Source organism: Angustibacter aerolatus (assembly GCF_054776675.1).
In genome coordinates this window covers 1-22,315 of record NZ_BAAHBM010000055.1, presented here as the reverse complement: position 1 = coordinate 22,315, position 22,315 = coordinate 1, and the positions used below count along the sequence as shown (strand labels likewise).

Genomic DNA, 22,315 nt, shown 5'->3' with positions numbered 1-22,315 from the left:
CTGCTGCTGCCCGGAGCCGACGCCGCCGTCCGGGGCGCGGACGCCGACGCCGCCCTGGGCACCCTGGCCGGTGGGGGCGCCGCGCTCGCCCCGGCCGACCGCGACGCCGACCGCCAGGCCCCGGTGCACCTGGTCAGCCGCGACGGCGGCCAGCCGCTGCCGCGCGCGAACCTGGTGCTCGACCTGCGGGAGCCGCGTGCCGAGGAGGGCTGGGTCGGGCGCGAGCTGGAGGTCGGCGACGCGGTGCTGCGGCTGGCTCGTCGTCCGCGCGGCTGCGCCGGGGTCTACGCCGACGTCGTGCGGCCGGGCGTCGTGCGGGTCGGCGACGCGGTGCGGCTGCGCGACCAGGGGTGATACGCGTTCGGCCTCGCCGGTGAGCGTCGATAGCATCGAGCAGTCGCCCGCTGCCCGTTCGGGGCCGGGTCACCCGCAGAGGAGCTCCCAGTGCCCCAGGTCCACGTGTCCGTCGCCGGTGCCGATCGCTCGGTCGACGCCGGCACGACGGCGGCGGCGCTCTTCGAGGACGCCGCGCGCGGGCCGCAGGCGGTCGTCGTGGCGCGGGTCAACGGCGAGCTGGTCGACCTCTCGCACGTGCTGGCCGACGGTGACGTCGTCGAGCCGGTGACCCTCGACAGCCCGGACGGCCTCTCGGTGCTGCGGCACTCGGCGGCGCACGTGCTGGCCCAGGCAGTGCAGCAGGTGAACCCGAAGGCGCACCTGGGCATCGGCCCGCCGGTGCGCGACGGCTTCTACTACGACTTCGACGTCGAGACCCCGTTCACCCCCGACGACCTGAAGCAGCTCGAGCGGGCGATGCAGAAGATCGTGAACGAGGGGCAGACCTTCGTGCGCCGCGTGGTGAGCGACGACGAGGCGCGCGCCGAGCTGGCCGACGAGCCCTACAAGCTCGAACTGATCGGCCTCAAGGGCGGTGCGGCCGAGGCGGCGGACGGCGCCGGTGCCGAGGTGGGTGCCGGCGAGCTGACCGTCTACGACAACGTGCGCCGCGACGGCACGGTGGCCTGGAAGGACCTCTGCCGCGGTCCGCACCTGCCCACCACCAAGCTCATCAGCAACGGCTTCAAGCTGATGCGCACCGCGGCCGCCTACTGGCGCGGCAGCGAGCAGAACCCGCAGCTGCAGCGCGTCTACGGCACCGCCTGGCCGACCAAGGACGAGCTGAAGGCCTACCAGGAGCGGCTGGCGGAGGCCGAGCGGCGCGACCACCGGCGGCTCGGTGTCGAGCTCGACCTGTTCTCGTTCCCGGACGAGATCGGCTCCGGCCTGGTGGTGTTCCACCCCAAGGGCGGTGTGATCAAGCGCGAGATGGAGGACTACGTCCGGCGCCGCCACATCGAGGAGGGGTTCCAGTACGTCGGCACGCCCCACATCAGCAAGGAGGGGCTCTTCCACACCTCCGGGCACTTGCCGTACTACAAGGACACGATGTTCCCGCCCATGCAGTTCGAGGGCAGCGACTACTACCTCAAGGCCATGAACTGCCCCATGCACAACCTGATCTTCCGGGCGCGGGGCCGGTCGTACCGCGAGCTGCCGATGCGGCTGTTCGAGTTCGGGTCGGTCTACCGGTACGAGAAGTCCGGCGTCGTGCACGGCCTGACCCGGGTGCGCGGCCTGACCCAGGACGACTCGCACTCGTACGTCACCGCCGAGCAGGCACCGGGTGAGGTCAAGCACCTGCTCGACTTCGTGCTGTCGCTGCTGCGCGACTTCGGGCTCGACGACTACTACCTCGAGCTGTCGACCCGCGACCCCGGGAGCGACAAGTTCATCGGCAGCGACGAGCAGTGGGAGACCGCGACCTCGGTGCTGCGCGACGTCGCCACCGAGTCGGGCCTCGAGCTGGTGCTCGACCCGGGCGGCGCCGCGTTCTACGGCCCGAAGATCTCGGTGCAGGCGCGCGACGCCATCGGCCGCACCTGGCAGATGTCGACCATCCAGTACGACTTCAACCAGCCGCACGGGTTCGGGCTGGAGTACCAGGCGGCCGACGGCACCCGCCAGGAGCCGGTGATGATCCACTCGGCCAAGTTCGGCTCGATCGAGCGGTTCTTCGGCGTGCTGGTCGAGCACTACGCGGGGGCGTTCCCGGCGTGGCTCGCCCCGGTGCAGGTCACCGGCATCCCGGTGGCGGACGTGCACGGCGACCACCTCGAGGACGTCGCACGGCTGCTGCGCGCCGAGGGCGTGCGGGTGGAGGTCGACCACTCCGGCGACCGGTTCCCGAAGAAGATCCGCAACGCCCAGCAGGCCAAGGTGCCGTTCATGCTGATCGCCGGCGACGACGACGTCACGAAGGGCGCGGTCTCGTTCCGGTACCGCGACGGCTCGCAGAAGAACGGCGTGCCGGTGCCCGAGGCCGTCGCCGAGGTCGTCGCCGCCGTCCGCAGCCGCTCGGTCGAGCGGTGACCGCGGACGACGCGGCGTCCGGCGGCGCGCTCGAGGACGCCGCCGGGCTGGCCGGCGACCGCGACGGCTTCGAGCGCCTCTGGACGCCGCACCGCATGGTCTACATCGGCGGCCAGGACAAGCCCGCCGACGACACCGCCGCGGCGTGCCCGTTCGAGCGCGTGCAGGGCCTGCCGGACGCCGAGGGCCTGGTCGTGCACCGTGGCGAGACGGCGTTCGTCGTCATGAACCTGTACCCGTACAGCCCCGGCCACGTCATGGTCTGCCCGAACCGGCACGTGTCGTCGTACGTCGACCTCACGCCCGCCGAGACCGTGGAGGTCGCGCAGCTGACCCAGGCCGCGGTGCGCGTGCTGACGTCGGTGTCGGCGCCGCACGGCTTCAACATCGGCATGAACCAGGGCGCCGTCGCCGGCGCCGGCATCGCCGCGCACCTGCACCAGCACGTGGTGCCCCGCTGGGGCGGCGACAGCAACTTCCTGCCGATCATCGCCCAGACGAAGGCCGTGCCCGAGCTGCTCTCGGACACCCGTCAGCGGCTGGCCGACGCCTGGGACGCGGCCTCGGCCTGAACGACGGGACAGGGGCTGCGAGCCCTGATCGTGGCAGGTGCCTTCGCCAAGACGACGACAGTTGCCACGATGCAGACCCCGCCGGTTTCTGCGTCTGGGCGCGGTCCGGCTGACGACCTGGCAGGGTCGTACCGTGACAGTGCCTCAGGTGGGATTCCGGCTGCCTCCCTCGCTGCTCGAGCCGCATGACGACGACGCGCTCGCGATGCTGCGCGCCTACTACGGGCCCTCCCCGGATGAGGCAGGCTTCTTCACGGGCTCGCTGTTCGACACCTGGGACACGAGCGGGGGAGAGGACCCGGATGTGCTCACGGCCGACGACCTCTTCGCCGTCGGGTGCCTGTCGGTCACGTTCGACGCGGCCTGCGCTCACGCCCTGCTGGTGACCCACCGTGGGCGGATCAGCGAGCTGCTCCGGGCCATCGGACCGGACCAAGATCTGGCAGACACCGACGAGCCGCTGACCGAGGCATGGCCTGCCTGGCAGCTGTTCAGGCATCTCGACGGCATCCCCGGCATCGGGCGCACGAAGGCCAGCAAGCTGATGGCGCGCAAGCGCCCGCGACTCGTCCCGATCTATGACCGGGTCGTGGGCCGGGTCACCGCGACGAAGTGCAGCCAGTGGGCGCCGCTGCGGGCAGCGCTCCAGCAGGACGACTTCGCCCTGGTTCAGCGGCTCCGGCGGCTGCGCCGACTCGCGGGCCTCAGCCCGCGCGTCACGGTGCTGCGCGTCCTGGACGTCATCGCCTGGATGGACGGTGACGACGGGCGGCGGAACACGGCAGTGCTGGCGGCCAAGACGTCCTGAGACATGTTCGCAGCGAGAGGAAAAAGCCGCGGCGCGCGTCGGATCAGCGGCTGGCCGACGCCTGGGACGCCGCCGCCTCGGCCTGAGCGCGGCGCGCAGGCACGAGCCGCTCGAGCGGCAGAAAGGCCGCGAGGCAGACGACGAGCGGCAGGAAGTGGATGCGCAGCAGCAGGTACGTCGTGAGGTGGAAGCCGCACAGCAGGGCCACGAAGGCGTAGAGCGGCAGGCGGCGCAGCCAGAGCAGCAGCGGGGTGAGGGTCTCGACGACGATGAGCGCCCACTGCGAGGCGACCACCGCCGGTGGCACGCGGAGCAGCTGGTCGGCGAGCCAGGTGCCGCGCCGCACGAACGCCCAGGTGAAGATCGCGGACGACGCCCAGCCCCAGCCGCCGAAGCGCACCTTGGCCACGGCAGAGAGCAGGTACGTGGCCACGGCCGCGACCTGGATGCAGCGCAGCGCCCACCCCGCGGCCTCGCTCGGGGTGCGGTCGCGGAACCCGGCGCGCCCCGCGGTGGGCAGCACGAACAGCGCCACGAGCAGGGCGACGTGGTCGTGGTCGACCTTGCCGTAGCTAAAGTTGTTCGACAGCCAGTCGAGCATCCCGACCGCGCACACCCAGCCGGCCAGGCGAGGCAGCCGCCCGGTGGCCGCGACCAGCGCGCTCACGACGATCACCGCCAGCAGCACCCGCACGTACCCGTGGCTGGGCGGGGGCAGGTGCAGGAGCGTGCGCACGGTCAGCGGGCGGTACAGCTGCTCGGGGGTGTCGCCGTGGGCGAGCGCGCCGTTCGAGAACCGCAGCACGTCGAGCACCACGAACAGGTGCACCAGCGTGCGCAGCACCGCGAGCCGGGCCAGCGGCACGGACGGCGCCACCCAGCGCCGCAGCGCGCCCGCCGCCCCCGCGTCGACCGTGGCCGTGGGCTCGGCGACCCCGGCGGTCACGAGCCGACCGCCCGCGGGTGCTCGGGGTCGACGACCCGCCAGGTGGCGAGCACCTCGTGGGTCGTCTCGGCCACCCGCCCGTCGCGCAGGTGCGTGACGGTGTCCTCCAGCCGCAGCACGGCGTAGCGCGGCCACTCGGGATGGCGCGCGGCGGCCTGCACGGCGACGTCCTGCAGCCGCGAGGGATCGCGCTCGATGGTGCCGACCTGCGACTCGAGCTCGGCCCGGCGCAGCCCCACGCCGTCCGAGGTGAGCGGCACCCGCACCACCGCACCGTCGACGGTCTCGGCGGTCAGCCCGGGGGAGCGCACCTCGCCGTCCGGCGGCACCGAGAAGGCGTACTGCCCCATCGGACCGAGCGGCCAGTCCTGGTCGCTGCCCACCAGCGTGCCGCGCACCAGCAGCAGCGACCCGACCAGCAGCACGGCCGCCCGCCACGCGAGGCGCCGGCGCGACAGCCGCTGCTCAGCCGGCACCGACGGGCTCCGGCTGCGCCGTCTCGGGGTCGAGCCCGTCGCGGCGGGCGCGGCGAGCGCGCCACCGGTGCAGCAGCCGGTCGCGGTACTCCTCGAGCGGCAGGAAGGCCAGCATCATCACCAGGTGCGGCCAGAACGCGATCGTGATGGTGGCGTACACGCTGGCGTGGAACAGGTACCAGCCGAGCACCATGAGCCGGCGGTACCGCTCGGGGATCACGAAGATCGTCCACGACAGCAGCTCGGCCGCGACGATGCACCACTGCATCGCGTGCAGCAGCCACGGGGTGTGCAGGAACAGGTGGCCGAACGGCGAGCCGCGGCGCACCACCGCCCGCACGAGGGTCGCCGAGTTCACCCAGTCCCAGCCGCCGAACCGGATCTTCGCGATCGACGACAGGAAGTAGGTGGCGATCGCCGCGAGCTGCACCCCGCGCAGCGCGAACCCGGCGGCCTCGCTGCGCCGGCCGTCGCGCAGGTGCGCGATCCCGACCGTCGGCAGCAGCAGCAGCGCCACCACGAAGTCGGCCCGGTCGTGGTCGACCTTGCCGTAGGCGAACGCGACGTACTGGTACCAGCTCCAGCAGATCGCGACCGCCCAGCCCGAGATCCGGGGCAGCCGCCCGGTCATGGCCACGAGCGCGCAGCCGACCGACCCCCACTTCAGCACCTCGACGAGCAGCACGGACGCCGCCGGCAGGTGCAGCAGCTGCCCTGCCTGCAACGGCACGTACCACGCCGGGTCGGCCCACCCGTGGTAGTAGCCGGACGTGTGCAGCACGACGACGTCGACGATCACGAACGCGAAGACGCACAGCCGCAGCAGCGCCACCCGCTCGAGCGGTGCCGGCGCGAAGAGCCACCGGCGCACCGCGCCCTCCGCCGCGCTCACCGGGCGCCGTCGCGGTGCCACGTCGCGAGCACCCGCACGCGCTCCTCGCCGGTCGGCCGCCGGTCGACGATGACCGCCTCGTGCCGGACGACGCGCACGCCGGTCCACGGCAGGGCGGCCGGGTGCAGCCGGGCGTGGCTGGTGGCGAGCGTGCCGAGCAGCGCCGGGTCGGCCTCGATCTGCGGGATGCGGCCCTCGACCTCGGCGCGGTTCAGCCCGACGGACGACGGGGTGAGGCCGGCCGAGCGCCAGGTCGACGAGCCGCCGTCCTGCACCTCGAGCGCCATGAAGACGACCGCGCCGGTGGGCGGCGTGGACGTCGAGAACATCCGCCAGGGGCTGAACGGCCACCAGTCGTCCTGCCCGACGACCGAGCCCAGCACGAAGAGCACCCCGAGCCCGGACACCAGCAGCGTGCGCCACCAGCGCGCGGTGCGACCCAGCCGCAGCACCTCGCCGCCGGTGCCCGGCTCGTCGTCCCGCTGCGACGCGTCGAGTCCGGGCCCCCGCTCGCGCACCGTCCCCCTGCTGACCATGGCGGCGATGCTAGGTGGTCGCGGCGCTCGCCGTCCGCGGCTCGCCGCGGCCTGTGGACGACCAGGCGCCCGCCCGCCGCCCGATAGGATCGCCCGGCCATGCTGAACCGCTTCGCACGCGCCCTGTTCACCCGCCTCTTCACGCCGGTGGCGCTGCTGCTGCTGCGGCTGGGCGTGACCCCCGACGCCGTGACGATCGTCGGCACGCTCGGCGTGGTGGCGGGCGCGCTGGTGTTCTACCCGACCGGCCACCTGTTCCTGGGCACCGTCGTCATCGCGCTGTTCGTGTTCTCCGACACCGTCGACGGCATCATGGCCCGCCGGCTCGGCCGCTCGAACCGCTGGGGCGCGTACCTCGACTCGACGCTCGACCGGGTCGGCGACGCGGGCATCTTCGCCGGGCTCGTCCTGTGGTTCTTCGGCGACGGCGACGACGCGCTGACCGCCGGGCTCGCGCTGGCCTGCCTCTGCCTGGGTGCGGTCGTGTCGTACGCGAAGGCCCGGGCCGAGGGCCTGGGCATGACGGCGAACGTCGGCATCGCCGAGCGCGCCGACCGGCTGGTGGCGGTGCTCGTCACCACCGCGTTCGTCGGGCTGTTCCTGCCGACCTGGGTGCTCACCGTCGTGCTCGGCCTGCTCGCCGTCGCCAGCCTGATCACCGTGGTGCAGCGGATGGTCGTCGTCCGTCGGCAGGCGTTCGCCGCGGCGTCCGCCACCGCCGCAGACGCGCCGCCGCACGCGTGAGCGCGGCCGCCGACCGCCTCGTGCTGGCGGCCTTCTCGGCCGGCTGGCGGGGCGTGCGGCTGCTGCCCGAGCCCGTCGCCTACCGGCTGTTCGACGTCGGCGCGGACGTCGCGTGGCGCCTGCGCGGGGTCGGGGTGCGGCAGCTCGAGGCGAACCTGCGGCGGGCCCGCCCCGACCTCGACGACGCCGGCCTGCGGGGGCTGTCGCGCGCGGGGATGCGCTCGTACCTGCGGTACTGGTGCGACACCTTCCGCCTGCCGGACTGGAGCGAGGAGCGCATCGTCGCCGGTGTCCGGTGCGAGGGCCTCGGGCCGGTGCGCGCGTCGCTCGACGCCGGTCGCGGCGTGGTCGCGTTCCTGGGGCACACCGGCAACTGGGACCACGCCGGCGCGTGGGGCACGCTGCGGCTCGCCACCGTCACCACGGTCGCCGAGCGGCTGCGGCCCGAGGAGCTGTTCGAGCGGTTCCTCGCCTTCCGCGAGCAGCTGGGCATGCAGGTGGTGCCGCTCACCGGTGGCGGCGCGGGCGCGTTCGGGCCGCTGCTGCGAGCGCTGCGCGCCGGTCGCCTGGTGCCGCTGCTGGCCGACCGCGACCTCACCGCGAGCGGCGTCGAGGTCGACCTCCTCGGCGAGCGGGCGCGCGTCGCACCGGGGCCGGCCGCGCTCGCCCTGACCAGCGGTGCGGCGCTGCACCCGGTGAGCATCCGGTACGAGCGGCCGGCCGGTGGCAGCCCCCGGCACGGCGTCGTCATCACCTGGCACCCCGAGGTGCCGGTGCCGGCCGAGGGCACCAAGGCCGAGCGGATCGCCGCGATGACGCAGGGCTGCGCCGACGCGCTGGGCGCCGCGATCCGGCAGACCCCGCAGGACTGGCACATGCTGCAGCGGGTGTTCCTGGCCGACCTCGACGAGGCCCACCGCGAGCGGGTCGCGCCGTGAGGGTCGGCATCGTCTGCCCGTACTCGTTCGACGTCCCGGGTGGCGTGCAGTTCCACGTGCGCGACCTCGCCCAGCAGCTCATCCTGCGCGGCCACGAGGCGAGCGTGCTGGCCCCCGCCGACGACGACACCCCCGTGCCGTCGTACGTCGTGCCGAGCGGGCGCGCGGTGCCGGTGCCCTACAACGGGTCGGTCGCCCGGGTGAACATCGGCCCGGTGAGCGCCCGCCGGGTGCGCCGCTGGACCGAGGGCGGCTTCGACGTCCTGCACATCCACGAGCCGGTCAGCCCCAGCCTGTCGCTGCTCGCGCTGTGGGCGTTCGAGGGGCCGATCGTCGCGACGTTCCACACCTCGAACCTGCGCTCGCGCGCCATGCAGGCGGCCTACCCGCTGCTGCGGCCCAGCCTGGAGAAGATCAGCGCGCGGATCGCCGTCAGCGAGGACGCCCGGCGCACGCTCACCACGCACCTCGGCGGCGACGCGGTGGTCATCCCCAACGGCGTGGTGGTCGACGACTTCGCCGCCGCGCCGCGCGACCCGCGCTGGACCGGCACCGCCGAGCGACCCACCATCGCCTTCCTCGGCCGCCTCGACGAGCCGCGCAAGGGACTGGCCGTGCTGGCCCAGGCGATCCCGGCGGTGCTCGACGCCGTGCCCGGCGCCCGCTTCGTGGTCGCCGGCCGCGGTGACGCCGACGAGGCCGCCGAGCACCTCGACGACCGGTCGCGCGCGGCCCTCGAGCTGCTCGGCACCGTCAGCGACGCCGAGAAGGCGGCGCTGCTGCGCTCCGTCGACGCGTACGTCGCCCCGCACACCGGCGGCGAGAGCTTCGGCATCGTGCTGGTCGAGGCGATGAGCGCGGGCGCGCCGGTCGTGGCGAGCGACCTCGACGCCTTCGGCCGGGTGCTCGACGGCGGGCGCCTCGGGGTGCTCTTCCCGGTGGGTGACCACGCCGCCCTGGCGCGCGAGCTCGTGGCGCTGCTCGGCGACCCGGCGCGGCGGGCGGCGCTGTCGGTCACCGCGTCGTCCGGCGTCCGGCGCTACGACTGGTCGGTCGTCACCGAGGAGGTGCTGGCCGTGTACGAGACCGTGCTCGACGCCGGACGCCGGACGGCGGGGGAGCGCGCATGAGGTCGGCCCTGCCGCTCGCCGTGCTGCTCGTGCTGGCGCTGCTCGCCTGGTACCTGTCGTTCTCGGCGAGCCGGCTCGACCGGCTGCACCACCGCATCGAGGGTGCTCGCAGCGCGCTCGACGCCCAGCTCGTGCGGCGGGCCGAGGCGGCGGTCGAGCTCGCCGCGTCGGGGGCCCTCGACCCGGCGTCCGGCCTGCTCGTGGCCGACGCCGCGACGCTCGCGCTCGAGGCCGGCGAGCAGGCCGAGGTCGTCGACCTCACCGACCTGGGCGACGGGCGCCGCGCGCGGTCCGAGAGCGCGCTGTCGCAGGCGCTGCAGGCGGCGCTCGACGACGAGACGGTGGGGGAGCTGCGGCACGACCCCCTGCACGCCGCGCTGCTCGACCGGTTGGTCAGCAGCTCGCACCGGGTGCGGCTGGCCCGCCGGTTCCTGAACGTGGCCGTGACCGACGCGCGGCAGGTGCGGCGCAAGCGGGTGGTGCGCTGGGCCCGCCTGGCCGGGCGGGCGCTCGAGCCGCGCACCTTCGAGATGGACGACGACGGACCGGCCGCGCTCGACCGCCCGGCGGGGTAGTTCAGCGGTCGGTGGTGGTCGGCGGCTGGTCGTACGATGGGGGCGCCCGCCAGCACCCGTTCGTGAGAGGTCATCGTGTCCGAGAGCACCGCCACCGACAGCACCGCCACCGGCACCGCGCGCGTCAAGCGCGGCATGGCCGAGATGCTCAAGGGCGGCGTCATCATGGACGTCGTCACCGCCGAGCAGGCGAAGATCGCGGAGGACGCCGGCGCCGTCGCCGTCATGGCGCTCGAGCGGGTGCCGGCCGACATCCGCGCCCAGGGCGGCGTCTCGCGCATGAGCGACCCCGACATGATCGACAGCATCATCGAGGCCGTCTCGATCCCGGTCATGGCCAAGGCGCGCATCGGGCACTTCGTCGAGGCGCAGGTGCTGCAGTCGCTCGGCGTCGACTACGTCGACGAGTCCGAGGTGCTGACCCCGGCCGACTACACCAACCACATCGACAAGTGGCAGTTCACCGTGCCGTTCGTCTGCGGCGCCACGAACCTCGGCGAGGCCCTGCGCCGCATCACCGAGGGCGCGGCGATGATCCGCTCCAAGGGCGAGGCCGGCACCGGCGACGTCTCGAACGCCACCACGCACATGCGCAAGATCGGTGGCGAGATCCGCCGCCTCACCTCGCTCAGCGAGGACGAGCTCTACGTCGCGGCCAAGGAGCTGCAGGCTCCCTACGACCTGGTCCGCGAGATCGCCGAGACCGGCAAGCTGCCGGTCGTGCTGTTCACCGCCGGCGGCATCGCCACCCCGGCCGACGCGGCGATGATGATGCAGCTCGGCGCCGAGGGCGTCTTCGTCGGCTCCGGCATCTTCAAGTCGGGCAACCCGGCCCAGCGCGCCGAGGCGATCGTGAAGGCCACCACCTTCCACGACGACCCCGACGTGATCGCCAAGGTCTCGCGCGGTCTCGGCGAGGCGATGGTCGGCATCAACGTCGAGGAGATCCCCGAGCCGCACCGGCTCGCCGAGCGCGGTTGGTGAACGCTGCGTGACGGGCGGGCACGCACAGGCGTGTCCGCCCCCACGTGCCAGGTGCAGGGCCTACCGTGCGCGGGTGCCGATGCGCCGCGCCGCCCTCGCCGTCCCAGCCGTCGCAGCCTGCCTCGCGCTGGCGCTCGCCGGGTGCTCGAAGGACCAGCCGAAGGCGGCCGCCCCGACGGCGTCCGCCTCGCCGAGCCCGACGGCGTCGGCCACCGCCACCGCACCGGCGCGTGACGCGAGCCTGCTGTCCGGCCGCAAGGGCAGGCGCGACGGCTCGGTGTACGCGGTCAAGATCGACAACACGCACAGCGCACACCCACAGGTCGGGGTCGACGCGGCCGACGTCGTGTACGTCGAGGAGGTCGAGGGCGGCCTCACCCGGCTGGCCGCGGTGTTCTCCAGCACCTACCCCAAGCAGGTCGGGCCGGTGCGCAGCGGCCGGATCAGCGACATCCAGCTGCTGCGCCAGTACGGCGAGGTGGGGCTGATCTACTCCGGCTCGCAGCGCAAGATGATCGCCCCGCTGCAGCGCTCGAGCCTGCACCTGGTCTCGTTCGACGCGAACGGCAAGGGCTTCAGCCGCGCGTCCGGCCGGCCGGCGCCGTACAACGTGATCGGCGACTTCGCGACGCTGCGCGCCCGGGCCGGGAAGACGTCGGTGCCCTCGAAGGCGCCGTACGCGTTCGGCCCGGCCCCCGCCGGCGGCAAGGCGGCAACGCACCTCAGCGTGCGCTGGCCCGGCGCCCACCTGACCGCGACCTGGTCGAAGAGCGCCGAGCGGTGGCTGGTCTCGATGGACGGCAGCGCGTCGAGGACCCCGTCAGGCAAGCAGCTGGGGCCGCAGACGTTCATCGTGCAGCGCGTCAAGGTGGTCAAGTCCAAGTACGTCGACGTGAACCGCAACCCCACGCCCGACAGCAAGACCGTGGGCAGCGGCTCGGCGCTCGTGCTCCGCGACGGCAGGGTCTACGACGCGAAGTGGTCGCGCGCCTCGGACGACGACATCACGCACTGGACCATCGGCGGCAAGGAGGCCGTGCTCTCGGCCGGCCAGGTGTGGGTGGCCCTCGCCGGCACCACCCGTACCGTCTCGGTGAGGTAGCCCGTCAGCGGGTCGCGGTCGCCCGGCGGGTGGGCAGCGCCGCCAGCGCGGCGAGCAGCAGGGCCACGGCGTCCTCGACGAGCGCGGCCTGCCAGTCGGGCACCCGGCGGGCGGCGAACGCCCGCCAGGCGGCACCGCCCCAGCTGCCCGCGGCGGCGCCGGCGAGACCCGCGACGACCGGGGCGGCGGGGCGCACCCCCTCGCGGCGGGCCAGCACGCCCGCCCCGACGGCACCCGAGGCCAGCCGCGCGGGCAGACCCTGCGCGCTGAGCCGGCTCGGCGTCGCCGGCAGCTTGTCCGCGACGAGCTCGCCCCCGACGCCTGCCAGCCCGACGAGGCTCGCGACCCGGCTGGTGCCGAACGACGCGGCCGTGACGCCGAGCGAGCTGCGGGCACCTGCTGCGGCGCCGAGCGCGGCCGAGCGCCAGACCAGCGAGCCCGTCGCCGGACGCCGCAGGTCCGAGACCTCGGGCCGTGCGTCGCGCCGGATCACCGCGTCGGCGGTCACTGCGAAGGCCAGGTGCGGCACGGCGTCGGCCACCCAGTCGGTGGCCGACCAGCCGCGCGGGTCGCTGACGCCCAGCAGCCCGAGCGGTACGTCGGAGGCGGCCATCGCCGCGGCCGCGGTGCCGACCGTACCCAGGAGCCGCCCCGGCCGGTAGCCGGCGCGGCGCGCGACGCTGGCCAGCACGCCGACGGCGAGGCCGGTCGCGGTGCCGCTCAGCGCACCGAGCGCCGTCCGCCGGTTGGCGCGCTGGTGCCGGTCACCAGGGATCGAGCGGCCGAGGCGGTCGGCCAGTGCGTCCACCGTCGCCTCCGGCGCGTCGCTGGCCGGGCGGCCGCGCAGCGCCATGTCGGCGTACGTCACGGCGTTCAGGACAGCGGTACCGGCGGCACCCGCGATGAGGCCGCGGCGCAGGGTGTGATGGCTCATCCCTCGACGATCCCCGGTGCGGGGGGTTCGGCAACCTCAGGTGACGGTGGCCCGCTCGGCCCAGCGCGGGTCGTGCTGCTCGCCGGCCGCCAGCACGTCGCGCAGGTGCACCGCCGCCTCGGTCGCGTCGGCGTGCGTGACGTAGAGCGGGGCGAAGCCGAGCCGCACGACGTCCGGCACCCGGAAGTCGCCGACCACCCCGCGCGCGATGAGCGCCTGCACGACGCCGTACGCATCCGGGTGACGCAGCGCGATCTGCGAGCCGCGGCGCGCGTCGTCGAGCGGGGTGGCCACCTCGGTGCCGGGCACCAGCGCCTCGACGCACTCGACGAACCAGCGGGTCAGCGACAGCGACTGCGCCCGGACGTCGGCCACCGACAGCCCGTCGTACGCCGTGAGCGCCGCCTCGAGCGCCAGCAGCGAGAGCAGCGGCGGCGTGCCGACCCGGGCGCGCTCGATGCCGGCCGCCGGCTCGAACGAGCCCTCCATGCCGAACGGCCGCGCGTGCCCGTGCCAGCCGGTGAGCGGCTGGTCGAACGCGCCCTGGTGCCGGTGCGCGACGTACGTGAAGGCGGGCGCGCCGGGGCCGCCGTTGAGGTACTTGTAGCCGCAGCCCACGGCCAGGTCGACCTCGTGCCGGTCGAGGTCGACCTCGACGACGCCCGCCGAGTGGCACAGGTCCCACAGCGCCAGCGCGCCGGCCTCGTGCACGGCGGCCGTGACGCCCGGCAGGTCCCACAGCTCGCCCGTGCGGTAGTCGACCTGCGAGTACGACACCAGCGCGACCTCGGCACCGCGCTCGGCGAGCAGTGCGCCGACCTCGTCGGGCCGGGCGTGCACGATCTCGAGGTCGGCCAGCCGGGCCGCGCTCTCCAGCACGTACTGGTCGGTGGGGAAGACGCCCGGGTCGCTCACGACGACCCGTCGCCCGGGGCGCATCCGCACCGCCGCGAGGTAGCACTTGAAGAGGTTCACCGACGTCGAGTCGCCGGCCAGCACCTGGCCGGGCGCGGCCCCGACCAGCCGGCCGATCGCGTCGCCCACCCGGGTCTGCGCGCCCCACCAGTCGTGCTCGTTCCACGACGCGATGAGGTCGTGGCCCCACTGGCGGCGGACGACGTCGGCGACGACGTCCGGCACGGCGCGGGGGAGCGCGCCGAGCGAGTTGCCGTCGAGGTAGATCACGCCGTCGGGCAGCTCGAACCGGTCGCGGACGCCGACCAGCGGGCTGGCGGCGTCGAGCTCGGCGGCGCTGGCGCGCAGGTCGTCGGAGAGGGTCACGCGCCGACGCTAGTCGACCGGTGCGACAGCCACGCCGCGCGGTCGATCGCGTAGAGCACGTGCGGCGCGCCGTCCCAGTCGCCGACGAGCGGGTGCTCGAAGTCGCGGGAGGGGTCGCGGGTCAGGCCGAGCTTGGTCATCACCCGCTGCGAGCGCTCGTTCGCGCGCGTCGTGAACGACACGACCTCCGGCAGCTGCAGCTCCTCGAAGGCCGACCGCAGCGCCTGCGCGGCCGCCTCGGGTGCGTACCCGCGGCCCCAGAACCGCTGTGCCAGCCGCCACCCCACCTCGGCCACCGAGGGGCCGAACGGACCGGGCGGCACGAAGTCCGGTACCGGGTTCAGGCCGGTGAAACCGGCGAAGCCGGTCGGGCCGCCCTCGTCGGCCGGGTCGACCACCTCGACCGCCCACAGGCCCCAGCCGCGCTCCTCCCAGCTGGTGCAGATGCGCTGCACGAGCTGCTCGGTGCGGGCGCGGTCCTGCGTCGAGGGGAAGAACTCCATGACCTGCGGGTCGCCGCTGACCGCGGCCATCGCGTCGACGTCGTCGTCACCCCACTGACGCAGCAGCAGGTGCTCGGTGCGGACCTCGAGGGGCATCACGAGGGCACCCTAGCCACGCCATAGGATCGACGACCGTGAGCAAGGACCCCACGATCGGCGTGCTCGCCCTGCAGGGCGACGTGCGCGAGCACCTGGTCGCCCTGGCCGAGAGCGGCGCGACCGCCCGGCCGGTGCGCCGCCCCGAGGAGCTCGAGGGCCTCGACGGCATCGTGCTGCCCGGGGGCGAGTCGACCACCATCGACAAGCTGTCGCGCATCTTCGGCGTCCGCGAGCCGCTGATCGAGCTGCTGCGGTCGGGCCTGCCGGCGTACGGGTCGTGCGCGGGCATGATCCTGCTCGCCGACCGCGTGCTCGACGGCCGCCCCGACCAGCAGACGTTCGGCGGCATCGACATGACGGTGCGACGCAACGCGTTCGGCCGGCAGGTCGACTCCTTCGAGGAGGACGTCGCGCTGGAGGGCGTCGAGGGCGACGTGCGGGCCGTCTACATCCGCGCGCCGTGGGCCGAGGAGGTCGGCGAGGGGGTCGAGGTGCTCGCGCGGGTGGAGCACGGTCCCGCCGCCGGTAAGATCGTCGCGGTCCGCCAGGGGGCGCTGCTCGCCACGTCCTTCCACCCGGAGGTCACGGGCGACGCGCGGGTCCACGAGCTGTTCGTCGAGGGTGTGAGGGAGCGATCATGAGCGGCCACTCCAAGTGGGCTACCACGAAGCACCAGAAGGCCGCGAAGGACGCCAAGCGCGGCAAGCTGTTCGCCAAGCTGATCAAGAACATCGAGGTGGCGGCGCGCACCGGCGGTGGTGACCCCTCGGGCAACCCGACGCTCTACGACGCCATCCAGAAGGCCAAGAAGACGTCGGTGCCCAACGACAACATCGACCGCGCCGTCAAGCGCGGCTCCGGTGCGGAGGCCGGCGGCGCCGACTGGCAGACGATCATGTACGAGGGCTACGGCCCCGGCGGCGTCGCCTTCCTCGTCGAGTGCCTCACCGACAACAAGAACCGCGCCGCGATGGAGGTGCGCACCGCCCTCACCCGCAGCGGCGGCAGCCTCGCCGACCCCGGCAGCGTCGCCTACATGTTCACCCGCAAGGGCGTCGTGCTGGTCGCCAAGTCGCAGGAGGGTCGCGAGCTCACCGAGGACGACGTGCTCGACGCCGTGCTCGACGCGGGCGCCGAGGACGTCAACGACAACGGCGACGTGTTCGAGGTCGTCAGCGAGTCGAGCGACCTGGTCGCCGTCCGCACCGCGCTGCAGGGCGCCGGCATCGACTACGAGTCCGCCGAGGCGCAGTTCGTGCCCAGCACGCAGATCGAGCTCGACGCCGAGAACGCCCGCAAGGTGTTCCGGCTCGTCGACGCGCTCGAGGACAGCGACGACGTCCAGAACATCTACGCCAACTACGACGTCAGCGACGAGGTCATGGAGCTGGTCGACGTCTGACCCGCCACGCGCCTAGGCGCCGGCCTGGCGCAGCAGCTGGCTGCGCTCGTCCTCGAAGCCGAACGGCGTCGGGGCCGGGTCGACCGTCTGGGTCGTCGTCCACGTGGACGGCGCCGGGGGCTCGGGCAGGTGGGCGAAGCGGATGCCCTCCTGCGCCTGCGAGGTGTGCATGGCGGTCAGTGTGGGCCGCGCGCGCTCCGGCGTCCAGAGGGTGCGGCGCGCCGTCCACGCCCGGCCGGGCAGCCTGTGTAGCGTGCCTCCCGAACACCTGTTCGGATCGCAGAGAGGGGCACCCGTGCGCGTGCTGGCCGTCGACCCCGGGCTCACCCGGTGCGGCGTCGGCGTCGTCGAGGGCGCGCCCGGCCGGCCGCTGACGATGGTCGCGGTCGGCGTGGTGCGGACGCCGACCGACCTGACGATCGACCGCCGGCTGCTGCTCGTCGAGGCGGAGCTCGAGCAGTGGCTCGACCGCACGTCGCCCGACGCCGTGGCGATCGAGCGGGTGTTCAGCCAGCACAACGTGCGCACCGTCATGGGCACCGCGCAGGCCTCCGCCGTCGCCATGGTGTGCGCGGCCCGGCGCGGGCTGCCGGTCGCGCTGCACACCCCGAGCGAGGTGAAGGCTGCGGTCAGCGGCAACGGCCGGGCCGACAAGGCCCAGGTCGCCGCCATGGTGGTGCGGCTGCTGCGGCTCACCGAGACGCCGAAGCCCGCCGACGCCTCCGACGCGCTGGCGCTGGCCATCACCCACGTGTGGCGCGGCGCGGCGACGAGCCGGCTCGAGGCCGCCGTCGCCCGGGCGGCGCGGCCGTGATCGCCTCGGTGACGGGCGTCGTCCAGCAGCTGCGGCTGGACGCGGCGGTCGTCGTGGTCGGCGGGGTCGGGATGCTGGTGCACGCGACCCCGCGCACGCTCGCCGGCCTGCGGCAGGGGCAGCCGGCCGAGCTCGCCACCTCGCTCGTGGTGCGCGAGGACTCGCTGACCCTCTTCGGCTTCACCGACGACGACGAGCGCGCCACCTTCGAGGCCGTGCAGACCGTGTCGGGCATCGGGCCGCGGCTCGCGCTGGCGATGCTCGCCGTGCACGACCCAGAGGCGCTGCGGCAGGCCGTCGCCACCGACGACCTGGTCGCGCTGCGCAAGGTGCCGGGTGTCGGGCTCAAGGGCGCGCAGCGGCTCGCGCTCGAGCTGAAGGGCAAGCTGGGCCAGCCCACCGGCGCCGCCCCGGCCCCCGCGCAGCCCGACGTCCCGAGCGAGGAGACGTGGCGCGGGCAGGTGCGCGACGCGCTGGTCGGGCTGGGCTGGGCCGCCAAGCAGGCCGACGCCGCCGTCGAGGCCGTCGCACCCGCCGAGGGCCAGCCGGTCGACGTGCCCGCCGTGCTGCGTGCCGCCCTGCAGCGGCTGGGCCGCGGGTGAGCCAGCCGCCGCCCGGGGACGGCTCCTGGGACCTCACCTCCGGCGTCCCCGACGACGCGCCCGAGACCCTGCGCGTCGTCGACGCCGACGCCTCGCTCGACGAGCGCGCGGCCGAGGGCGCCCTGCGGCCGACCCGGCTGGCCGAGCTGATCGGCCAGCGGCGGGTGCGCGAGCAGCTCGAGCTGGTGCTGCAGGCCGCCGTCCGACGCGGGGTGCCGCCCGACCACGTGCTGCTGTCGGGGCCGCCCGGGCTGGGCAAGACGACGCTGGCGCTCATCGTCGGCGCCGAGCTCGGCACGCCGGTGCGCATCACCAGCGGCCCGGCGATCCAGCACGCCGGCGACCTCGCGGCGATCCTGTCGTCGCTCACCGAGGGCGAGGTGCTGTTCCTCGACGAGATCCACCGGATGTCCCGCCCCGCCGAGGAGATGCTCTACCTGGCGATGGAGGACTTCCGGGTCGACGTGGTCGTCGGCAAGGGGCCCGGCGCCACCGCGATCCCGCTCGAGCTGCCGCGGTTCACCCTCGTCGGCGCCACCACCCGCTCGGGCCTGCTGCCGGCGCCGCTGCGCGACCGGTTCGGCTTCACCGGCCACCTCGACTTCTACAGCCCCGACGAGCTCGACCAGCTGCTGCACCGCAGCGCCGGGCTGCTGGGCATCGCGCTCGACGACGACGGCTCGGCCGAGATCGCCCGGCGCTCGCGCGGCACGCCGCGCGTCGCCAACCGGCTGCTGCGCCGGGTGCGCGATTGGGCGCAGGTGCACGGCGGCGGCCACATCGACCGCGCGGCCGCCCGTGCCGCCCTGGCGCTCTACGACGTCGACGAGCTCGGCCTCGACCGCCTCGACCGCGGTGTCCTCGACGCACTGTGCCGCCGGTTCCGCGGCGGTCCGGTCGGGCTGGCCACCCTCGCGGTGGCCGTGGGGGAGGAGGCGGAGACCGTCGAGACCGTCGTCGAGCCGTTCCTCGTGCGCGAGGGCCTGCTGCTGCGCACCCCGCGCGGGCGGATGGCGACGCCGCAGGGCTGGACCCACCTCGGCCTGCAGCCACCCCGCGACGTGGCTGCCACCGCGGCCCAGCTCGACCTGCTGGCCGGGGTCGACGACGGCGCCGAGCCCGGCCGCTTCGGCTGACGCCGACCAGACGTCGACCGGTCGCCGGCCGGACGTCGTCCACAGCGCCCGGGCACGTCTCGCCGGTCCCAGGCGTCACATGCCATAGACTCGCCCGTCGGTCGACCCGGTTCGTCGTGCACCTGCGCGGGCTCGGGTGGCCGTGACCTGACCGCTCCGGTCCGAGCGACCGCCGAAGGGAATGCGCCCGCGTGCAATCGTCATCGAGCCTGCTGCTGTTCGCCATCCCGGTGCTGCTGATCGTGATGATGTTCGTGTCGCAGCGTCGGCGCCAGCGCACCTTCGACCAGCTGCAGTCGACCCTGCAGCCGGGGCAGGAGGTGCTGACGACCGCGGGCCTCTACGCACGCGTCGTCGAGGTGGGCGACACCGTCGTCGTGCTCGAGCCCGCACCCGGCACCCGCATCCGCTGGGACCGTCGCGCCATCGCGTCCGTCGTCCCCGCCGCCAGTCCGACCGACCCGACCGTCTCGTCGACCGGTGCCACCGGCAGCACCCCGGTCGTCGACACCACCAAGCACCTCGACCCGCCCCCGGCGTCGACCGACGAGAAGTGAGCGCCTGACGTGGCCGGCTCCAGCAGGCGGGAGCACCCGTTCCGGGCGCTCGTCGCCCTCCTCATCATCCTGGCGGCGCTGTTCGGCCTGATCGCCGTGCAGAACCTCGTCGGCGGCAAGGACGGCAGCCGCTGGGTGCCCAAGCTCGGCCTCGACCTCGAGGGGGGCACGCAGGTCGTGCTCGCGCCGGTGCTGCAGGGCGGTCAGCAGCAGGTCAACAGCCAGCAGCTGCAGCAGGCGGTCGACATCATCCAGCAGCGCGTCGACAGCAGCGGCGTGGGCGAGCCGGAGATCACCACCGAGGGCGGCAGGAACATCGTCGTCGCCCTGCCCGGCACCCTGACCGAGCAGCAGCGACAGCTCATCGAGCGCTCCTCGCAGCTGACCTTCCGGCCGGTGCTGGCGATCGAGCAGGCCGGCGTGCCGCTGCCGACCACCACGTCGACCGGGTCCGCGACGCCGTCCGGTTCGCCGTCCGCGACCCCCACCGGGTCCGCGAAGCCGACGGCGACCGCGACGTCGAGCGGCGAGGGTGCCGCCCTGCCGCGCGGCGTGCGCGCCGGGTCCACCGCCACGACCTCGCCGAGCGCCACCCCGAGCGCCAGCGCGTCGGGCGGCGCCACGCCGTCCGCGAAGCCCACCGACGCCAGCGACCCGGCGCAGATCACCCCGCAGTTGCAGGCGCAGTTCGACGCCGAGACCTGCCAGGACCCGGCGAAGCTGCAGGCCCAGGTGTTCGACCCCGCCAAGCCGATCGTCACCTGCGGCAACGGGTCGAAGTTCGTGCTCGGCCCGGTCGAGATCGCCGGCAACGAGGTCAAGGACGCCAGCGCCGGGCTCAAGCCGCTCTCGAACGGCCAGGGCACCAGCAACGAGTGGGAGATCCGGCTCGCCTTCACCGGCGAGGGCAGCCGCAAGTTCGGCGCCGTCACCACCCGCCTGTTCGACCTGCGCACCACCGACCCGGTGCGCAACCAGTTCGCGATCGTGCTCGACAACCTGGTGATCTCCAACGCCGGCGTCGAGAGCCCCATCACGAACGGGCAGGCGTCGATCTCGGGCAGCTTCACCCAGGCCAGCGCGCAGAGCCTCGCCGACACCCTGAAGTTCGGCGCGCTGCCGCTGTCGTTCCAGGTGCAGACCACGTCGCAGATCAGCCCGCTGCTCGGTGGTGAGCAGCTGCAGCGCGGCCTGCTCGCCGGCCTCATCGGTCTGCTGCTCGTGTTCGTCTACTCGCTGGTCCAGTACCGAGCGCTCGGCCTGGTGACGGTGCTCTCGCTGATCATCTCGGCGGTGCTGACCTACGCGACGGTGGTGCTGCTCGGCAACGTGCAGGGCCTGCGGCTCACGCTCGCCGGCGTCACCGGTCTCATCGTCTCGATCGGTGTCACCGCCGACTCGTTCATCGTCTACTTCGAGCGCGTGCGCGACGAGGTGCGCGAGGGCCGCAGCCTGCGCTCGGCGGTGCAGACCGGCTGGGCGCGTGCCAAGCGCACCATCCTGATCGCCGACGCGATCAACTTCCTCGCCGCGATCGTGCTCTACGTGCTGGCGGCGGGAGGGGTGCGCGGCTTCGCGTTCACCCTCGGGCTGTCGACGCTGATCGACGTCGTGATCGTGTTCCTGTTCACGCACCCGGTGCTCACCCTGCTGGCCCGCACCCGCTTCTTCGGCCAGGGCCACCGGCTCTCGGGCCTCGACCCGCAGCGCCTCGGCCAGACCGGCTCGACGGTCGGCGTCAAGAACGCGCTCGGCACCATCGCCTCTCGTCGCGCGGCGCGCGAGGCCCAGACCCACCAGGAGGCGTGATGGGCCGTTTCGCGGGCTTCGGCAACCAGCTCTACACCGGCGAGCGCTCGCTGGAGATCGTGAAGAAGCAGCGCACCTGGTACGCGATCAGCGCGGTGATCCTGCTGGTCGCGATCGGCGCGCTGCTCTTCCGCGGGCTGACGCTCGGCCTGGAGTTCAAGGGCGGCTCGGAGTTCCGGGTGAGCGGCGTCAGCGACACCTCCGACATCCTCGGCGCCGACGCCGTGCGCAGCGTCGCGCCGGACGCCGACCCCAACGTCGCGAAGGTCGGCACCGACTCGGTCCGGGTGCAGACCGACAAGCTCGGCAACGAGCAGACCGACGACGTGCGCGTGGCGCTGGCGAAGGCCTACGGCGTCGACGCCGACCGCAACGTCACCGCCTCGTTCGTCGGGCCGTCCTGGGGTCAGACCGTCTCGCAGAAGGCGCTGACGGGCCTCATCGTCTTCCTGGTGCTGGTGGCGCTGGTCATCAGCATCTACTTCCGCAACTGGAAGGTCGCGCTGGCCGCCGTGGTCGCGCTGCTGCACGACCTGGTGATCACGGTCGGCATCTACGCGCTCTTCGGGTTCGAGGTGACGCCGGCGTCGGTGATCGGGTTCCTCACGATCCTCGGGTACTCGCTCTACGACACGGTCGTGGTGTTCGACAAGGTGCGCGAGAACACCCAGCACCTCAGCACGCAGACCCGCCGCACCTACTCCGAGGCGGCCAACCTCGCGTTGAACCAGACGCTGGTGCGCTCGATCAACACCTCCGTCGTGGCGCTGCTGCCGATCGCCGCCATCCTGTTCATCGGCGCGCTGCTGCTCGGTGCCGGCACCCTCGAGGACCTGGCGCTGGCGCTGTTCGTCGGCGTCGCGGCCGGCACGTACTCGTCGCTCTTCATCGCGACCCCGCTGCTGGCCGACCTGCGCGAGCGCGAGCCGGAGATGCAGGCGCTGGCCAAGCGCGTGCGCACCAAGCGGGCCGAGGGCCCGGGTCGGGCGACGCCGCCGCGGCCCGCGCGCGGCCAGCGCGGCTCGGCGACCGCGGTGCTCGACCG

Annotated in this window: 25 protein-coding genes and 1 pseudogene; 18 read left to right on the top strand and 8 right to left on the bottom strand. The window is 74.0% G+C overall.

What is annotated here, in order from left to right; all coding sequences use genetic code 11:
- The 4 genes and pseudogenes from ACYVI6_RS12910 to ACYVI6_RS12895 form a co-directional block, all read left to right on the top strand.
- Positions 1-354: pseudogene (locus ACYVI6_RS12910) on the top strand (hypothetical protein); the annotation flags it as partial.
- Between the two features lie 90 nt (positions 355-444).
- Positions 445-2,430 carry a threonine--tRNA ligase gene (thrS, locus tag ACYVI6_RS12905; RefSeq protein WP_460446757.1) on the top strand — a complete coding sequence of 662 codons (1,986 nt, stop codon included), beginning with the start codon at positions 445-447 and terminating at the stop codon, positions 2,428-2,430.
- Positions 2,427-3,002: an HIT family protein gene (locus tag ACYVI6_RS12900; RefSeq protein WP_460446756.1), complete on the top strand. Its 576-nt coding sequence runs from the start codon at positions 2,427-2,429 to the stop codon at positions 3,000-3,002. The genes thrS and ACYVI6_RS12900 overlap by 4 nt, the downstream gene beginning before the upstream one ends.
- A gap of 148 nt (positions 3,003-3,150) precedes the next feature.
- Positions 3,151-3,810, top strand: coding sequence for a DUF6308 family protein (locus ACYVI6_RS12895; protein ID WP_460446755.1), 660 nt, complete (start codon positions 3,151-3,153; stop codon positions 3,808-3,810).
- A 43-nt stretch (positions 3,811-3,853) separates the two neighbouring features.
- On the opposite strand, the gene ACYVI6_RS12890 is transcribed toward ACYVI6_RS12895, so the two are convergent.
- From ACYVI6_RS12890 to ACYVI6_RS12875, 4 genes are read right to left on the bottom strand one after another with little or no spacing between them, the layout of a single operon-like run.
- A complete protein-coding gene (locus ACYVI6_RS12890; protein ID WP_460446754.1) occupies positions 3,854-4,756 on the bottom strand; it encodes a hypothetical protein in 903 nt (300 codons plus the stop codon).
- Positions 4,753-5,232 carry a hypothetical protein gene (locus ACYVI6_RS12885; RefSeq protein WP_460446753.1) on the bottom strand — a complete coding sequence of 160 codons (480 nt, stop codon included), beginning with the start codon at positions 5,230-5,232 and terminating at the stop codon, positions 4,753-4,755. The genes ACYVI6_RS12890 and ACYVI6_RS12885 overlap by 4 nt, the downstream gene beginning before the upstream one ends.
- Complete coding sequence (locus ACYVI6_RS12880; RefSeq protein WP_460446752.1) at positions 5,222-6,124, bottom strand: MFS transporter permease; 903 nt, start codon at positions 6,122-6,124, stop codon at positions 5,222-5,224. Before ACYVI6_RS12880 ends, ACYVI6_RS12885 begins: the two co-directional genes overlap by 11 nt.
- On the bottom strand, positions 6,121-6,660 hold the full coding sequence (locus ACYVI6_RS12875; protein WP_460446751.1) for a hypothetical protein: 540 nt from the start codon (positions 6,658-6,660) through the stop codon (positions 6,121-6,123). The genes ACYVI6_RS12880 and ACYVI6_RS12875 overlap by 4 nt, the downstream gene beginning before the upstream one ends.
- 99 nt (positions 6,661-6,759) lie before the next feature.
- Here ACYVI6_RS12875 and pgsA point away from each other — a divergent pair, with 99 nt between their 5' ends.
- From pgsA to ACYVI6_RS12845, 6 genes are all read left to right on the top strand, one after another.
- A complete protein-coding gene (gene pgsA / locus ACYVI6_RS12870; protein WP_284287231.1) occupies positions 6,760-7,404 on the top strand; it encodes a phosphatidylinositol phosphate synthase in 645 nt (214 codons plus the stop codon).
- Positions 7,401-8,342, top strand: coding sequence for a phosphatidylinositol mannoside acyltransferase (locus ACYVI6_RS12865; protein ID WP_460446750.1), 942 nt, complete (start codon positions 7,401-7,403; stop codon positions 8,340-8,342). The genes pgsA and ACYVI6_RS12865 overlap by 4 nt, the downstream gene beginning before the upstream one ends.
- The gene (locus ACYVI6_RS12860; RefSeq protein WP_460446749.1) at positions 8,339-9,472 is read left to right on the top strand and encodes a glycosyltransferase family 4 protein; all 1,134 of its coding nucleotides are present in this window, start codon (positions 8,339-8,341) and stop codon (positions 9,470-9,472) included. Before ACYVI6_RS12865 ends, ACYVI6_RS12860 begins: the two co-directional genes overlap by 4 nt.
- Complete coding sequence (locus ACYVI6_RS12855; protein ID WP_460446748.1) at positions 9,469-10,047, top strand: hypothetical protein; 579 nt, start codon at positions 9,469-9,471, stop codon at positions 10,045-10,047. Before ACYVI6_RS12860 ends, ACYVI6_RS12855 begins: the two co-directional genes overlap by 4 nt.
- A 72-nt stretch (positions 10,048-10,119) precedes the next feature.
- The gene (gene pdxS / locus ACYVI6_RS12850) at positions 10,120-11,031 is read left to right on the top strand and encodes a pyridoxal 5'-phosphate synthase lyase subunit PdxS (RefSeq protein ID WP_460446761.1); all 912 of its coding nucleotides are present in this window, start codon (positions 10,120-10,122) and stop codon (positions 11,029-11,031) included.
- Between the two features lie 79 nt (positions 11,032-11,110).
- On the top strand, positions 11,111-12,133 hold the full coding sequence (locus ACYVI6_RS12845) for a DUF3048 domain-containing protein (protein ID WP_460446760.1): 1,023 nt from the start codon (positions 11,111-11,113) through the stop codon (positions 12,131-12,133).
- Positions 12,134-12,137: 4 nt separating this feature from the next.
- Here ACYVI6_RS12845 and ACYVI6_RS12840 read toward each other — a convergent pair whose 3' ends face one another.
- From ACYVI6_RS12840 to ACYVI6_RS12830, 3 genes are read right to left on the bottom strand one after another with little or no spacing between them, the layout of a single operon-like run.
- Positions 12,138-13,067, bottom strand: a complete 930-nt coding sequence (locus ACYVI6_RS12840; protein WP_460446747.1) for a hypothetical protein — start codon at positions 13,065-13,067, stop codon at positions 12,138-12,140.
- Between the two features lie 36 nt (positions 13,068-13,103).
- Positions 13,104-14,348 carry a kynureninase gene (gene kynU / locus ACYVI6_RS12835; protein WP_460446746.1) on the bottom strand — a complete coding sequence of 415 codons (1,245 nt, stop codon included), beginning with the start codon at positions 14,346-14,348 and terminating at the stop codon, positions 13,104-13,106.
- Entirely contained in the window at positions 14,345-14,947 is a 603-nt protein-coding gene (locus tag ACYVI6_RS12830; protein WP_460446759.1) for a GNAT family N-acetyltransferase, read from the bottom strand. The genes kynU and ACYVI6_RS12830 overlap by 4 nt, the downstream gene beginning before the upstream one ends.
- Before the next feature lie 38 nt (positions 14,948-14,985).
- Between ACYVI6_RS12830 and pdxT the strand changes: the two genes are divergently transcribed.
- A complete protein-coding gene (gene pdxT, locus ACYVI6_RS12825) occupies positions 14,986-15,591 on the top strand; it encodes a pyridoxal 5'-phosphate synthase glutaminase subunit PdxT (RefSeq protein ID WP_460446745.1) in 606 nt (201 codons plus the stop codon).
- Positions 15,588-16,352 (top strand): YebC/PmpR family DNA-binding transcriptional regulator, encoded by a 765-nt coding sequence (locus ACYVI6_RS12820; RefSeq protein WP_460446744.1) that lies wholly within the window; start codon positions 15,588-15,590, stop codon positions 16,350-16,352. Before pdxT ends, ACYVI6_RS12820 begins: the two co-directional genes overlap by 4 nt.
- A 12-nt stretch (positions 16,353-16,364) precedes the next feature.
- Here the strand turns inward: ACYVI6_RS12820 and ACYVI6_RS12815 are convergent, their stop codons facing one another.
- Complete coding sequence (locus ACYVI6_RS12815; RefSeq protein ID WP_460446743.1) at positions 16,365-16,523, bottom strand: hypothetical protein; 159 nt, start codon at positions 16,521-16,523, stop codon at positions 16,365-16,367.
- A 124-nt stretch (positions 16,524-16,647) separates the two neighbouring features.
- Between ACYVI6_RS12815 and ruvC the strand changes: the two genes are divergently transcribed.
- The 6 genes from ruvC to secF form a co-directional block, all read left to right on the top strand.
- Entirely contained in the window at positions 16,648-17,166 is a 519-nt protein-coding gene (gene ruvC, locus ACYVI6_RS12810) for a crossover junction endodeoxyribonuclease RuvC (RefSeq protein WP_460446742.1), read from the top strand.
- Positions 17,163-17,768 carry a Holliday junction branch migration protein RuvA gene (gene ruvA, locus ACYVI6_RS12805; RefSeq protein ID WP_460446741.1) on the top strand — a complete coding sequence of 202 codons (606 nt, stop codon included), beginning with the start codon at positions 17,163-17,165 and terminating at the stop codon, positions 17,766-17,768. The genes ruvC and ruvA overlap by 4 nt, the downstream gene beginning before the upstream one ends.
- Positions 17,769-17,836: 68 nt before the next feature.
- Positions 17,837-18,904 (top strand): Holliday junction branch migration DNA helicase RuvB, encoded by a 1,068-nt coding sequence (gene ruvB / locus ACYVI6_RS12800; protein ID WP_460446758.1) that lies wholly within the window; start codon positions 17,837-17,839, stop codon positions 18,902-18,904.
- Positions 18,905-19,095: 191 nt separating this feature from the next.
- Positions 19,096-19,461, top strand: a complete 366-nt coding sequence (yajC, locus tag ACYVI6_RS12795) for a preprotein translocase subunit YajC (RefSeq protein WP_460446740.1) — start codon at positions 19,096-19,098, stop codon at positions 19,459-19,461.
- Positions 19,462-19,470: 9 nt separating this feature from the next.
- A complete protein-coding gene (gene secD, locus ACYVI6_RS12790; RefSeq protein ID WP_460446739.1) occupies positions 19,471-21,270 on the top strand; it encodes a protein translocase subunit SecD in 1,800 nt (599 codons plus the stop codon).
- Positions 21,270-22,315 (top strand): protein translocase subunit SecF (gene secF, locus ACYVI6_RS12785; protein ID WP_460446738.1); only part of this gene is annotated, 1,046 nt, incomplete at its 3' end. The genes secD and secF, both read left to right, overlap by 1 nt.

What these genes read in the sequence shown, in the direction of transcription:
- ACYVI6_RS12875 (WP_460446751.1), bottom strand. Translation starts at nt 6,660, where the DNA reads ATGGTCAGCAGGGGGACGGTGCGCGAGCGGGGGCCCGGACTCGACGCG.
- pgsA (WP_284287231.1), top strand. Translation starts at nt 6,760, where the DNA reads ATGCTGAACCGCTTCGCACGCGCCCTGTTCACCCGCCTCTTCACGCCG.
- ACYVI6_RS12855 (WP_460446748.1), top strand. Translation starts at nt 9,469, where the DNA reads ATGAGGTCGGCCCTGCCGCTCGCCGTGCTGCTCGTGCTGGCGCTGCTC.
- ACYVI6_RS12845 (WP_460446760.1), top strand. Translation starts at nt 11,111, where the DNA reads ATGCGCCGCGCCGCCCTCGCCGTCCCAGCCGTCGCAGCCTGCCTCGCG.
- ACYVI6_RS12840 (WP_460446747.1), bottom strand. Translation starts at nt 13,067, where the DNA reads ATGAGCCATCACACCCTGCGCCGCGGCCTCATCGCGGGTGCCGCCGGT.
- ACYVI6_RS12830 (WP_460446759.1), bottom strand. Translation starts at nt 14,947, where the DNA reads ATGCCCCTCGAGGTCCGCACCGAGCACCTGCTGCTGCGTCAGTGGGGT.
- ACYVI6_RS12820 (WP_460446744.1), top strand. Translation starts at nt 15,588, where the DNA reads ATGAGCGGCCACTCCAAGTGGGCTACCACGAAGCACCAGAAGGCCGCG.
- ACYVI6_RS12815 (WP_460446743.1), bottom strand. Translation starts at nt 16,523, where the DNA reads ATGCACACCTCGCAGGCGCAGGAGGGCATCCGCTTCGCCCACCTGCCC.